This window comes from Salmonella sp. 2020_1459 (assembly GCF_043847915.1).
Lineage (GTDB): Bacteria > Pseudomonadota > Gammaproteobacteria > Enterobacterales > Enterobacteriaceae > Salmonella > Salmonella enterica.
Genome location: NZ_JBCMFA010000007.1, coordinates 266,788 through 278,829, shown reverse-complemented (window position 1 = coordinate 278,829; position 12,042 = coordinate 266,788). Strand labels below are relative to the sequence as shown.

The 12,042-nt window shown below is 55.2% G+C and carries 15 protein-coding genes; 14 read left to right on the top strand and 1 reads right to left on the bottom strand.

The features are described from left to right. Positions 1 to 141 precede the first annotated feature (141 nt). On the top strand, positions 142 to 528 hold the full coding sequence (locus ACH0VJ_RS18705) for a hypothetical protein (RefSeq protein WP_000639596.1): 387 nt from the start codon (positions 142 to 144) through the stop codon (positions 526 to 528). A 119-nt stretch (positions 529 to 647) separates the two neighbouring features. Here the strand turns inward: ACH0VJ_RS18705 and fliE are convergent, their stop codons facing one another. Continuing rightward, positions 648 to 962 carry a flagellar hook-basal body complex protein FliE gene (fliE, locus tag ACH0VJ_RS18700; protein WP_000719036.1) on the bottom strand — a complete coding sequence of 105 codons (315 nt, stop codon included), beginning with the start codon at positions 960 to 962 and terminating at the stop codon, positions 648 to 650. Positions 963 to 1,178: 216 nt separating this feature from the next. Here fliE and fliF point away from each other — a divergent pair, with 216 nt between their 5' ends. The 13 genes from fliF (at position 1,179) to fliR (ending at position 11,791) form a co-directional block, all read left to right on the top strand. Continuing rightward, the gene (gene fliF, locus ACH0VJ_RS18695; protein WP_001276833.1) at positions 1,179 to 2,861 is read left to right on the top strand and encodes a flagellar basal-body MS-ring/collar protein FliF; all 1,683 of its coding nucleotides are present in this window, start codon (positions 1,179 to 1,181) and stop codon (positions 2,859 to 2,861) included. Then, positions 2,854 to 3,849: a flagellar motor switch protein FliG gene (gene fliG / locus ACH0VJ_RS18690; RefSeq protein ID WP_000067735.1), complete on the top strand. Its 996-nt coding sequence runs from the start codon at positions 2,854 to 2,856 to the stop codon at positions 3,847 to 3,849. The genes fliF and fliG overlap by 8 nt, the downstream gene beginning before the upstream one ends. Then, the gene (gene fliH / locus ACH0VJ_RS18685; RefSeq protein WP_000064160.1) at positions 3,842 to 4,549 is read left to right on the top strand and encodes a flagellar assembly protein FliH; all 708 of its coding nucleotides are present in this window, start codon (positions 3,842 to 3,844) and stop codon (positions 4,547 to 4,549) included. Before fliG ends, fliH begins: the two co-directional genes overlap by 8 nt. After that, positions 4,549 to 5,919, top strand: a complete 1,371-nt coding sequence (gene fliI / locus ACH0VJ_RS18680) for a flagellar protein export ATPase FliI (RefSeq protein ID WP_000213257.1) — start codon at positions 4,549 to 4,551, stop codon at positions 5,917 to 5,919. The genes fliH and fliI overlap by 1 nt, the downstream gene beginning before the upstream one ends. A gap of 21 nt (positions 5,920 to 5,940) precedes the next feature. Then, the gene (gene fliJ / locus ACH0VJ_RS18675; protein ID WP_000046981.1) at positions 5,941 to 6,384 is read left to right on the top strand and encodes a flagellar export protein FliJ; all 444 of its coding nucleotides are present in this window, start codon (positions 5,941 to 5,943) and stop codon (positions 6,382 to 6,384) included. Further along, positions 6,381 to 7,604, top strand: a complete 1,224-nt coding sequence (gene fliK / locus ACH0VJ_RS18670; RefSeq protein ID WP_000631673.1) for a flagellar hook length control protein FliK — start codon at positions 6,381 to 6,383, stop codon at positions 7,602 to 7,604. The genes fliJ and fliK overlap by 4 nt, the downstream gene beginning before the upstream one ends. A 104-nt stretch (positions 7,605 to 7,708) precedes the next feature. Beyond that, complete coding sequence (fliL, locus tag ACH0VJ_RS18665; RefSeq protein WP_371359476.1) at positions 7,709 to 8,176, top strand: flagellar basal body-associated protein FliL; 468 nt, start codon at positions 7,709 to 7,711, stop codon at positions 8,174 to 8,176. A gap of 4 nt (positions 8,177 to 8,180) precedes the next feature. After that, positions 8,181 to 9,185 carry a flagellar motor switch protein FliM gene (fliM, locus tag ACH0VJ_RS18660; RefSeq protein ID WP_000502811.1) on the top strand — a complete coding sequence of 335 codons (1,005 nt, stop codon included), beginning with the start codon at positions 8,181 to 8,183 and terminating at the stop codon, positions 9,183 to 9,185. Then, positions 9,182 to 9,595, top strand: coding sequence for a flagellar motor switch protein FliN (gene fliN, locus ACH0VJ_RS18655; protein WP_001282111.1), 414 nt, complete (start codon positions 9,182 to 9,184; stop codon positions 9,593 to 9,595). Before fliM ends, fliN begins: the two co-directional genes overlap by 4 nt. Next, positions 9,595 to 9,972, top strand: a complete 378-nt coding sequence (gene fliO, locus ACH0VJ_RS18650; protein ID WP_000978276.1) for a flagellar biosynthetic protein FliO — start codon at positions 9,595 to 9,597, stop codon at positions 9,970 to 9,972. The genes fliN and fliO overlap by 1 nt, the downstream gene beginning before the upstream one ends. Continuing rightward, entirely contained in the window at positions 9,972 to 10,709 is a 738-nt protein-coding gene (fliP, locus tag ACH0VJ_RS18645) for a flagellar type III secretion system pore protein FliP (RefSeq protein ID WP_001253411.1), read from the top strand. The genes fliO and fliP overlap by 1 nt, the downstream gene beginning before the upstream one ends. Before the next feature lie 9 nt (positions 10,710 to 10,718). After that, positions 10,719 to 10,988 carry a flagellar biosynthesis protein FliQ gene (gene fliQ, locus ACH0VJ_RS18640; RefSeq protein ID WP_000187355.1) on the top strand — a complete coding sequence of 90 codons (270 nt, stop codon included), beginning with the start codon at positions 10,719 to 10,721 and terminating at the stop codon, positions 10,986 to 10,988. 8 nt (positions 10,989 to 10,996) lie between these two features. Beyond that, positions 10,997 to 11,791, top strand: a complete 795-nt coding sequence (gene fliR / locus ACH0VJ_RS18635) for a flagellar biosynthetic protein FliR (RefSeq protein WP_000616949.1) — start codon at positions 10,997 to 10,999, stop codon at positions 11,789 to 11,791. Positions 11,792 to 12,042: the final 251 nt, after the last annotated feature.

Sequence of the window (12,042 nt, the reverse complement as noted above, 5' to 3'; positions counted from 1 at the left end):
ACGTATACCGTTTTAATTTTGTTTGAGCCGATGAAAAACCCATGACTATTTTAAGCAAAACATAAAATAATTATTATTTTCCCTCTACGTCATAAAAGACTATCAGGTATTTATATTTTTACTCACTGACATTATCAGGTGATGATTTATTTATGCACAGCAGAAGCCAAAAAAATGATAAAAATTATTTTCATCTCCATTATTGGAGTCGTCTGTCTTGCCGCTGCCCGTTACTCACCCGTCACAGTGGTCAATGCACATCCGAGCGCCATTGCCCGCTGTCTCGCTGATAATCTGTCCCCGTATGGGTATATACTGGATCTCCATGAAACAGATATTCCAGGCATTAATAAAGAATTTACCGTGTATTATCGCAACGGCGCATATATTGCAGGAACATTCTGGATTGCAAACTCAATGACAATAGCATCAGAACGAATAGTAGGAATGAATGGCGTTAGTAAACAGGCGTACCCTATTTTTAATAAGTCCCTGCAACAATGTGCAACCCGCTTATCAATAAAATGAGCGCGCCTCGCAAAAATAAGCCCACATAATCACGCACTGGTTGCATGGGCGTCGCGTCCCCCGCCGCTGACGTAGGTAAGCGCCCGGGAGTTCGCTGCGGATGTGTTGTCAGCCCTGGCTTAAACCTGCATGGACATGACTTCCTGATACGCGGCGACCAGCTTGTTGCGCACCTGAATCCCCATTTGCATGGAGACGGACGCTTTTTGCATATCGGCCATCACGTCATTAAGCGCAATGCCCGGCTCACCCAGAGTGAATTTTTCCGCCTGAACGCGCGCCGCCGCTTGTCTGTCGCTAATACGATCCAGCGCAGCATGTAGCTGGCCGGCAAAACTCACCGTCGACTGCGAGTGCGTGTCTTGCCCGCGCGCGGCCATCGCCGTCGCCTGTAACTGGCTAATAACCCCTTCAATCCCCTGTATTGCTGCCATGCTATTCCCCTGGATGATTTTTTACGCAGCAGAGATTACCAGTTTGTCAATAAGATAAAGGCGTTAAATAACGATAAAAAACCTCGGTTTTTAGCGCATAGAAAAATTCGAAACCACAAATAATGAGACCGTCAATTTTTCGAGTTTGCTGACCCGGGAGTGAGTCTTGTTCCACTTTGCAAAAAACGCCGTCCACGATCAGTCACGAGGTGCGAGATGAGTGCGACTGCATCGACTGCAACCCAACCTAAACCTCTCGAGTGGCTTAATCGCCTACGCGCGAATCCCCGAATTCCGTTAATTGTGGCGGGTTCCGCTGCCGTGGCGATCGTCGTTGCGATGGTGCTGTGGGCCAAAACGCCCGATTACCGCACGCTATTTAGCAACCTTTCCGATCAGGACGGCGGCGCGATCGTCGCGCAGTTGACCCAGATGAATATCCCCTATCGCTTTGCCAATGGCAGCGGCGCGATTGAAGTGCCCGCCGACAAAGTGCATGAACTGCGTCTGCGTCTGGCGCAGCAGGGGCTGCCTAAAGGCGGCGCGGTAGGCTTTGAACTGCTTGATCAGGAAAAATTCGGTATCAGCCAGTTCAGCGAGCAGGTGAATTATCAGCGCGCGCTGGAAGGTGAACTGGCCCGGACGATCGAGACGCTGGGGCCGGTAAAAAGCGCCCGCGTTCACCTTGCGATGCCAAAGCCGTCGCTATTTGTGCGGGAACAAAAATCCCCTTCCGCCTCCGTCACCGTCACACTGGAACCGGGACGGGCGCTGGATGAAGGACAAATTAGCGCCGTGGTACATCTGGTTTCCAGCGCTGTCGCCGGTTTGCCGCCAGGAAACGTCACTCTGGTCGATCAATCCGGTCATCTGCTCACGCAATCCAATACCAGCGGTCGCGACCTTAATGACGCGCAATTAAAATTTGCTAATGATGTGGAAAGCCGCATCCAACGCCGTATCGAAGCCATTCTGTCGCCTATCGTCGGGAACGGTAATGTTCACGCTCAGGTAACCGCCCAGTTGGATTTTGCCAATAAAGAGCAGACGGAAGAGCACTACAGCCCGAACGGCGATGCGTCGAAGGCCACCCTGCGTTCACGTCAGTTGAATATTAGCGAACAGGTAGGCGCGGGCTATCCCGGCGGCGTGCCTGGCGCGCTGTCGAACCAACCAGCGCCGCCTAACGAGGCGCCGATCGCTACGCCGCCGACCAATCAACAAAACGCGCAGAATACGCCACAAACCAGCACCAGTACCAACAGTAACAGTGCTGGCCCGCGCAGTACACAGCGTAATGAAACCAGTAACTACGAAGTGGACCGCACCATTCGTCACACCAAAATGAACGTGGGCGATATTGAGCGTCTCTCCGTGGCCGTCGTGGTGAATTACAAAACGCTGGCGGATGGCAAACCGCTGCCATTGACCGCCGATCAGATGAAACAGATCGAGGATCTAACCCGTGAGGCGATGGGTTTTTCTGATAAACGCGGCGATACGCTAAACGTGGTGAATTCACCGTTTAGCGCAGTGGATGACACCGGCGGCGAACTGCCCTTCTGGCAACAGCAGTCCTTTATCGATCAGTTGCTCGCGGCAGGTCGCTGGTTACTGGTGCTGGTGGTGGCCTGGATTCTGTGGCGCAAAGCGGTACGTCCGCAGTTGACGCGCCGCGTTGAAGAAGCGAAAGCGGCGCAGGAACAGGCGCAGGTTCGCCAGGAAACCGAAGAAGCCGTGGAAGTACGCCTTAGCAAAGACGAGCAGCTCCAGCAACGCCGGGCTAACCAGCGTCTGGGCGCTGAGGTGATGAGCCAGCGTATTCGCGAAATGTCAGACAACGATCCGCGCGTGGTGGCGCTGGTCATTCGCCAGTGGATGAGTAACGATCATGAGTAATCTTAGCGGTACCGATAAAAGTGTCATTTTGTTGATGACCATTGGCGAAGACCGGGCGGCAGAGGTGTTTAAACACCTCTCCACCCGCGAAGTACAGGCGTTAAGTACGGCGATGGCTAACGTGCGTCAGATCTCCAACAAACAACTGACGGACGTACTATCAGAGTTTGAGCAAGAAGCGGAGCAGTTCGCCGCGCTGAATATTAACGCCAACGAATACCTGCGCTCCGTACTGGTTAAAGCGCTGGGCGAAGAACGCGCCTCCAGCCTGCTGGAAGATATTCTGGAAACGCGCGATACCACCAGCGGTATCGAAACGCTCAACTTTATGGAACCGCAGAGCGCCGCCGACCTGATTCGCGACGAGCACCCGCAGATTATCGCCACCATTCTGGTCCACCTCAAACGCAGTCAGGCCGCCGATATTCTGGCGCTGTTTGACGAACGACTGCGTCATGATGTGATGCTGCGTATCGCGACATTTGGCGGCGTACAGCCGGCGGCGCTGGCGGAGTTGACCGAAGTGCTGAATGGCCTGCTCGATGGTCAGAACCTGAAACGCAGCAAAATGGGCGGCGTAAGAACCGCGGCGGAAATTATCAACCTGATGAAAACGCAGCAGGAAGAAGCGGTTATTACCGCTGTGCGCGAATTCGACGGCGAACTGGCGCAGAAAATCATCGACGAGATGTTCCTGTTCGAAAATCTGGTGGATGTGGACGATCGCAGTATCCAGCGTCTGTTGCAGGAAGTGGATTCCGAATCGCTGCTGATCGCTCTGAAAGGCGCCGAACCGCCATTACGCGAGAAGTTCCTGCGCAATATGTCCCAGCGCGCCGCCGATATCCTGCGCGACGACCTTGCCAACCGTGGCCCGGTTCGTCTGTCTCAGGTGGAAAACGAGCAGAAAGCGATTCTGCTTATTGTGCGTCGTCTGGCGGAAACCGGCGAAATGGTGATTGGCAGCGGCGAGGATACCTATGTCTAATGAATTGCCGTGGCAAGTCTGGACCCCCGACGATCTCGCCCCGCCGCCGGAGACGTTTGTGCCGGTTGAGGCTGATAACGTGACCTTGACAGACGATACGCCGGAGCCCGAACTCACTGCCGAACAGCAGCTGGAGCAGGAGCTGGCGCAGCTAAAAATACAGGCCCATGAACAAGGTTATAACGCCGGGCTGGCGGAGGGACGGCAAAAAGGACACGCGCAGGGATACCAGGAAGGGTTAGCGCAGGGGCTGGAGCGAGGACAAGCCCAGGCGCAGACGCAGCAGGCGCCGATTCATGCCCGTATGCAGCAGTTAGTGAGCGAGTTTCAGAACACGCTTGACGCGCTCGATAGCGTTATCGCCTCACGGCTGATGCAAATGGCCCTGGAGGCCGCGCGTCAGGTCATCGGCCAAACGCCGGCGGTGGACAACTCGGCGCTGATTAAACAGATTCAACAACTGTTGCAGCAAGAGCCGCTCTTTAGCGGCAAGCCGCAGTTGCGCGTGCATCCGGACGACTTACAGCGGGTGGAAGAGATGCTGGGCGCCACGCTCAGTCTTCACGGATGGCGGTTACGCGGCGATCCAACGTTGCATCACGGCGGGTGTAAAGTCTCTGCCGATGAGGGCGATCTGGACGCCAGCGTCGCCACTCGCTGGCAAGAGTTGTGTCGCCTGGCGGCGCCGGGAGTGCTCTGATGACCACGCGTCTGACCCGCTGGCTTACCGCGCTCGACAACTTTGAAGCCAAAATGGCGTTATTACCGGCGGTGCGTCGTTATGGACGTTTAACCCGCGCCACGGGCCTGGTACTGGAGGCCACCGGTCTCCAGCTTCCGCTGGGCGCCACCTGCATTATTGAGCGCCAGGACGGCCCTGAAACCAAAGAGGTGGAATCGGAAGTCGTCGGTTTTAACGGCCAGCGTCTGTTTTTAATGCCGCTGGAAGAGGTCGAAGGCATTCTGCCCGGTGCCCGCGTTTACGCCCGTAACGGACATGGCGACGGTCTGCAAAGCGGCAAACAGCTACCGCTCGGCCCGGCCCTGCTTGGTCGGGTGCTGGATGGCGGCGGTAAACCGCTCGACGGACTGCCTGCGCCGGATACGCTGGAAACCGGCGCGTTAATCACGCCGCCGTTTAACCCGCTACAGCGAACGCCAATCGAACATGTGCTGGATACCGGCGTACGCGCTATCAACGCGTTGTTAACCGTAGGGCGCGGTCAGCGTATGGGACTCTTTGCTGGTTCCGGCGTCGGTAAGTCGGTTCTGCTTGGCATGATGGCGCGCTACACGCGGGCGGACGTGATTGTCGTGGGACTTATCGGCGAACGTGGCCGCGAAGTTAAAGATTTTATCGAAAATATTCTCGGCCCCGACGGTCGCGCGCGTTCGGTGGTGATTGCCGCCCCGGCGGATGTTTCGCCGCTGCTGCGAATGCAGGGCGCCGCCTATGCCACCCGCATCGCCGAAGACTTTCGCGATCGCGGACAGCATGTGTTGCTGATTATGGATTCGCTGACGCGCTATGCGATGGCACAGCGTGAAATTGCGCTGGCAATCGGCGAACCGCCAGCCACCAAAGGTTATCCGCCCTCGGTGTTCGCAAAGCTGCCGGCGCTGGTCGAGCGTGCCGGTAATGGCATCCACGGCGGTGGCTCTATCACCGCGTTTTATACCGTGTTGACCGAGGGGGACGACCAACAAGATCCCATTGCCGACTCGGCACGCGCAATCCTCGACGGGCACATTGTCTTGTCCCGCCGTCTGGCGGAGGCCGGGCACTATCCGGCCATTGATATAGAGGCGTCAATCAGCCGGGCGATGACCGCGCTCATTACCGAGCAGCACTATGCGCGGGTACGGCTATTTAAACAGTTGCTTTCCAGTTTCCAGCGTAACCGCGATCTGGTCAGCGTCGGCGCTTATGCCAAAGGTAGCGATCCGATGCTCGATAAAGCCATTACCTTATGGCCGCAACTGGAAGCGTTTTTACAGCAAGGCATTTTTGAACGGGCCGACTGGGAGGACTCTCTGCAGGCGCTCGATTTAATTTTCCCGACGGTGTGATAAAGCAGGAGGGCGACGATCATGGCACAACATGGCGCTCTGGAAACACTCAAAGATCTGGCCGAAAAAGAGGTAGATGACGCGGCGCGTTTACTGGGCGAAATGCGTCGCGGCTGCCAACAGGCGGAAGAACAGCTCAAAATGCTGATCGATTATCAGAATGAGTATCGCAGTAATTTGAACACCGATATGGGCAACGGCATCGCCAGTAATCGCTGGATCAACTATCAGCAGTTTATTCAGACACTGGAAAAGGCGATAGAGCAGCATCGCCTCCAGCTTACGCAGTGGACGCAAAAAGTCGACCTGGCGCTGAAGAGCTGGCGTGAGAAAAAGCAGCGACTTCAGGCCTGGCAAACCTTACAGGACCGACAAACCGCGGCAGCGCTGTTAGCTGAAAACCGCATGGATCAGAAAAAGATGGATGAATTTGCTCAGCGTGCAGCAATGAGGAAACCCGAATGATCACCCTGCCCCAACTGATCACCACCGATACCGACATGACCGCGGGTCTGACGTCAGGAAAAACCACCGGTTCAGCCGAGGACTTTCTGGCGCTCCTGGCGGGCGCGTTAGGCGCAGACGGCGCACAGGGCAAAGACGCCCGCATCACGCTGGCCGATTTACAGGCGGCAGGCGGCAAGTTATCGAAAGAGCTACTGACCCAACATGGCGAGCCGGGCCAGGCGGTGAAGCTTGCCGACCTGCTGGCGCAAAAAGCGAATGCGACGGATGAAACGCTTACCGATCTGACACAAGCGCAGCATCTACTGTCTACGCTAACGCCATCGTTGAAAACCAGCGCTCTGGCCGCACTGAGTAAGACGGCGCAGCATGATGAGAAAACGCCCGCGCTGAGCGATGAGGATCTTGCCAGTCTGAGCGCCTTATTCGCCATGCTGCCCGGACAACCTGTCGCGACGCCTGTCGCCGGAGAGACGCCGGCTGAAAATCACATCGCCTTGCCGTCACTGTTGCGCGGCGACATGCCATCGGCGCCGCAGGAAGAGACACATACGCTCTCTTTTAGCGAGCATGAAAAAGGGAAAACCGAGGCGTCGCTTGCGCGCGCCAGCGACGATCGCGCCACGGGGCCATCACTGACGCCGCTGGTGGTCGCTGCCGCCGCGACCAGCGCGAAAGTGGAGGTGGATAGCCCGCCCGCGCCAGTAACGCATGGCGCGGCAATGCCGACGCTCAGCAGCGCCACGGCGCAACCGCAACCGCTACCTGTCGCCTCAGCCCCGGTACTCAGCGCGCCGTTAGGCAGCCATGAATGGCAGCAAACGTTCAGTCAGCAGGTCATGTTATTTACGCGTCAGGGACAGCAAAGCGCGCAGCTTCGATTGCATCCGGAAGAGTTAGGTCAGGTGCATATTTCGCTCAAGCTGGATGACAATCAGGCGCAGCTCCAGATGGTATCGCCGCACAGCCATGTCCGCGCCGCGCTGGAAGCCGCCCTGCCCATGTTGCGCACTCAGTTGGCGGAAAGCGGCATTCAGTTGGGACAAAGCAGCATCAGTAGCGAAAGCTTTGCCGGACAGCAGCAGTCTTCATCGCAACAACAGTCTTCCCGCGCCCAACACACGGACGCGTTTGGCGCTGAAGATGACATAGCGTTAGCGGCGCCGGCCTCGCTTCAGGCCGCCGCGCGCGGCAATGGCGCAGTGGATATCTTCGCCTAACGCCAGAGGTAGCATGATTATCCGCGTCTTTTCCACGCTTTGTCGTGGACAGGACACGGGATAATCAGCCAATAAGCAGTACCGAAACAGGAAGCCCGTATCAGATGACTGACTCCGCGATTAACAAAAAGAGCAAACGCTCGATTTGGATACCTTTGCTGGTGTTGATTACCCTCGCCGCCTGCGCGACCGCCGGTTATAGCTACTGGCGTATGCAGCAGCAACCGACCACGAACGCTAAAGCGGAACCGGCTCCGCCGCCCGCGCCGGTATTTTTTGCGCTGGATACGTTTACCGTCAATCTGGGCGATGCGGATCGCGTGTTGTATATCGGCGTGACCCTGCGCCTGAAAGACGAAGCGACACGCGCGCGATTAAATGAATATCTGCCGGAAGTACGCAGCCGTCTGCTGTTGTTGTTTTCCCGCCAGAATGCCGCCGAGCTCTCAACAGAAGCTGGCAAACAAAAACTGATTGCCGCCATTAAAGAGACGCTGGCCGCGCCGATCGTTGCCGGACAACCAAAACAGGTCGTCACTGACGTGCTTTATACAGCTTTTATTCTGCGGTAACGATATGGGCGATAGTATTCTTTCTCAGGCTGAAATCGACGCGCTGTTGAACGGCGACAGCGACACCAAAGACGAACCCACTCCCGGTATCGCAAGCGATAGCGATATTCGCCCTTACGATCCCAATACTCAGCGTCGCGTCGTGCGTGAACGCTTGCAGGCGCTGGAGATTATTAACGAGCGTTTCGCACGCCAGTTCCGGATGGGATTATTTAACCTGCTGCGCCGCAGCCCGGATATTACCGTGGGTGCCATACGTATTCAGCCGTATCACGAATTTGCGCGTAACCTGCCGGTACCGACCAACCTGAACCTGATCCACCTGAAGCCGCTACGCGGCACCGGGCTGGTGGTGTTCTCGCCGAGTCTGGTGTTTATTGCCGTCGATAACTTGTTCGGCGGCGACGGTCGTTTTCCGACCAAAGTCGAGGGCCGCGAGTTTACCCATACGGAACAGCGTGTCATCAACCGTATGCTGAAACTGGCGCTGGAAGGCTATAGCGACGCATGGAAAGCCATTAATCCGCTGGAAGTGGAGTATGTGCGTTCCGAAATGCAGGTGAAATTTACCAATATCACCACCTCGCCGAACGATATCGTCGTCAATACGCCGTTTCATGTGGAGATCGGCAATCTGACCGGTGAATTTAACATCTGTCTGCCATTTAGCATGATCGAGCCGCTGCGTGAGCTGCTGGTGAATCCGCCGCTGGAAAACTCGCGCCATGAAGATCAGAACTGGCGTGATAACCTGGTACGCCAGGTTCAGCACTCTGAACTGGAGCTGGTGGCCAATTTTGCCGATATTCCGTTACGTCTTTCCCAGATTTTGAAGCTGAAACCCGGCGATGTACTGCCGATTGAAAAACCCGACCGCATTATTGCTCATGTGGACGGCGTTCCGGTACTCACCAGCCAATATGGCACCGTAAACGGACAGTATGCGCTACGCGTAGAACATTTGATCAACCCAATTTTGAATTCGCTGAATGAGGAACAGCCCAAATGAGTGACATGAATAATCCGTCCGATGAGAATACTGGCGCATTGGATGATCTGTGGGCTGACGCGTTAAACGAGCAAAAAGCGACCACCAATAAAAGCGCCGCCGACGCGGTTTTCCAACAGCTTGGCGGCGGCGATGTCAGCGGTGCTATGCAGGATATCGATCTGATTATGGATATCCCGGTCAAACTGACCGTAGAGCTGGGCCGCACGCGAATGACCATTAAAGAACTGCTGCGTCTGACGCAGGGGTCGGTCGTCGCGCTGGACGGGCTGGCCGGCGAGCCGCTGGATATCCTGATTAATGGCTACCTGATTGCCCAGGGTGAAGTGGTCGTCGTGGCGGATAAATACGGCGTACGTATCACCGATATTATTACGCCGTCCGAGCGTATGCGTCGTTTGAGTCGTTAATGATGAAGACAGAGGCCACGGTTTCTCAGCCCACCGCGCCAGCCGGATCGCCGCTCATGCAGGTGAGCGGCGCATTAATTGGCATTATTGCGCTCATTCTGGCGGCGGCCTGGGTGATTAAGCGTATGGGATTCGCGCCCAAAGGAAATAGCGTCCGGGGACTCAAGGTGTCAGCCAGCGCCTCGCTTGGCCCGCGCGAACGCGTGGTGATTGTCGAGGTCGAAAATGCGCGTCTGGTACTGGGCGTGACCGCCTCGCAGATCAACCTGCTGCACACCCTCCCGCCCGCGGAGAATGACACGGAAGCACCCGTTGCCCCACCGGCGGATTTCCAGAACATGATGAAGAGCTTACTCAAGCGTTCCGGGAGATCCTGATGCGCCGTTTGTTATTCCTTTCTCTGGCGGGTCTGTGGCTTTTTAGTCCCGCCGCCGCTGCGCAACTGCCGGGGCTTATCAGCCAACCATTAGCGGGCGGAGGCCAAAGCTGGTCATTATCCGTCCAGACGCTGGTTTTCATCACCTCGCTGACGTTTCTGCCGGCGATTTTACTGATGATGACGAGCTTCACGCGTATCATCATTGTTTTTGGCCTGTTGCGTAACGCGCTGGGCACGCCCTCGGCACCGCCAAATCAGGTGTTACTCGGGCTGGCGTTGTTTTTGACCTTTTTTATTATGTCGCCCGTCATTGACAAGATTTACGTGGATGCTTACCAGCCGTTTAGCGAGCAGAAAATTTCTATGCAGGAAGCGCTGGACAAAGGCGCGCAACCGTTACGCGCGTTCATGCTGCGCCAAACCCGCGAAGCCGATCTGGCGCTGTTTGCCCGTCTGGCCAATAGCGGTCCGTTACAGGGACCGGAAGCAGTACCGATGCGTATCCTCCTGCCCGCTTATGTCACCAGCGAATTAAAGACGGCGTTTCAGATCGGTTTTACGATTTTTATCCCTTTTTTGATTATCGACCTGGTGATCGCCAGCGTATTGATGGCGTTAGGGATGATGATGGTGCCGCCAGCGACAATCGCCCTGCCGTTTAAGCTGATGCTGTTTGTGCTGGTCGATGGTTGGCAATTGCTTGTAGGGTCGCTGGCCCAAAGCTTTTACAGTTAGAGGCGCAAAATGACTCCTGAATCCGTCATGATGATGGGCACCGAGGCGATGAAAGTCGCTCTCGCCCTGGCTGCGCCGCTGTTACTCGTCGCGCTGATTACCGGCCTCATTATCAGCATCTTGCAGGCCGCGACTCAGATTAATGAAATGACGCTGTCGTTTATCCCTAAAATCGTCGCGGTATTCATCGCAATTATCGTTGCCGGCCCGTGGATGCTCAACCTGCTGCTGGACTACGTACGCACTCTGTTCAGCAATTTACCTTATATCATCGGATAAACAGAACGATGATACAGGTTACAAGCGAGCAATGGCTATACTGGCTGCATCTCTATTTCTGGCCTTTGCTGCGCATACTGGCGCTGATTTCAACGGCGCCCATTCTCAGTGAGCGCGCTATTCCCAAGCGGGTAAAACTGGGGTTGGGAATAATGATTACCCTCGTTATCGCGCCGTCGCTACCGGCAAACGATACGCCGCTTTTTTCTATTGCCGCCTTATGGCTGGCGATGCAACAAATTCTGATCGGTATTGCGCTGGGATTTACCATGCAATTCGCCTTTGCGGCGGTGCGTACCGCAGGTGAGTTTATCGGTCTGCAAATGGGGCTTTCCTTTGCCACCTTCGTCGACCCGGGCAGCCACCTGAATATGCCGGTTCTGGCGCGTATTATGGATATGCTCGCCATGCTACTGTTTCTCACCTTTAATGGCCATTTGTGGCTTATTTCGCTGCTGGTCGATACCTTCCACACTCTGCCCATCGGTAGTAACCCGGTGAACAGTAATGCATTTATGGCGCTCGCCAGGGCCGGAGGGCTCATTTTCTTAAACGGACTGATGCTGGCATTGCCGGTCATTACCCTCCTGCTTACGCTTAACCTGGCGCTGGGGCTATTAAACCGCATGGCGCCGCAGCTCTCGATATTTGTTATCGGTTTCCCGCTTACCCTCACCGTCGGCATTATGCTGATGGCCGCGCTAATGCCATTAATTGCGCCGTTTTGCGAACATTTATTCAGCGAAATTTTCAATTTGCTTGCTGATATTGTTAGCGAGATGCCGATAAATAATAACCCATAATTTTTATCCTGTTTTACTAAGGTTTATCCGAAAATAAATTTTAAAAAACATTCACCAGGATATATCCGCTGCCCCTTATTTGTTTTTACTTCACTCACATAACGCAACATTCACTTTACTTTAAGATGATTCCTGGCAAATTATATGTAACTTTACGGGATAGTAAGTTCGCCTGAAAAACCGCGTAAGCGTTGTCTAAGGTGACTATTCGTGTTCCGTCTGATTATGGTGAGTTATTCAGGTAAGGGGAA

Coding starts and splice junctions, on each gene's coding strand:
- ACH0VJ_RS18705 (WP_000639596.1), top strand. CDS start 142: ATGATTTATTTATGCACAGCAGAAGCCAAAAAAATGATAAAAATTATT.
- fliE (WP_000719036.1), bottom strand. CDS start 962: ATGGCAGCAATACAGGGGATTGAAGGGGTTATTAGCCAGTTACAGGCG.
- fliF (WP_001276833.1), top strand. CDS start 1,179: ATGAGTGCGACTGCATCGACTGCAACCCAACCTAAACCTCTCGAGTGG.
- fliG (WP_000067735.1), top strand. CDS start 2,854: ATGAGTAATCTTAGCGGTACCGATAAAAGTGTCATTTTGTTGATGACC.
- fliH (WP_000064160.1), top strand. CDS start 3,842: ATGTCTAATGAATTGCCGTGGCAAGTCTGGACCCCCGACGATCTCGCC.
- fliI (WP_000213257.1), top strand. CDS start 4,549: ATGACCACGCGTCTGACCCGCTGGCTTACCGCGCTCGACAACTTTGAA.
- fliJ (WP_000046981.1), top strand. CDS start 5,941: ATGGCACAACATGGCGCTCTGGAAACACTCAAAGATCTGGCCGAAAAA.
- fliK (WP_000631673.1), top strand. CDS start 6,381: ATGATCACCCTGCCCCAACTGATCACCACCGATACCGACATGACCGCG.
- fliL (WP_371359476.1), top strand. CDS start 7,709: ATGACTGACTCCGCGATTAACAAAAAGAGCAAACGCTCGATTTGGATA.
- fliM (WP_000502811.1), top strand. CDS start 8,181: ATGGGCGATAGTATTCTTTCTCAGGCTGAAATCGACGCGCTGTTGAAC.
- fliN (WP_001282111.1), top strand. CDS start 9,182: ATGAGTGACATGAATAATCCGTCCGATGAGAATACTGGCGCATTGGAT.
- fliO (WP_000978276.1), top strand. CDS start 9,595: ATGATGAAGACAGAGGCCACGGTTTCTCAGCCCACCGCGCCAGCCGGA.
- fliP (WP_001253411.1), top strand. CDS start 9,972: ATGCGCCGTTTGTTATTCCTTTCTCTGGCGGGTCTGTGGCTTTTTAGT.
- fliQ (WP_000187355.1), top strand. CDS start 10,719: ATGACTCCTGAATCCGTCATGATGATGGGCACCGAGGCGATGAAAGTC.
- fliR (WP_000616949.1), top strand. CDS start 10,997: ATGATACAGGTTACAAGCGAGCAATGGCTATACTGGCTGCATCTCTAT.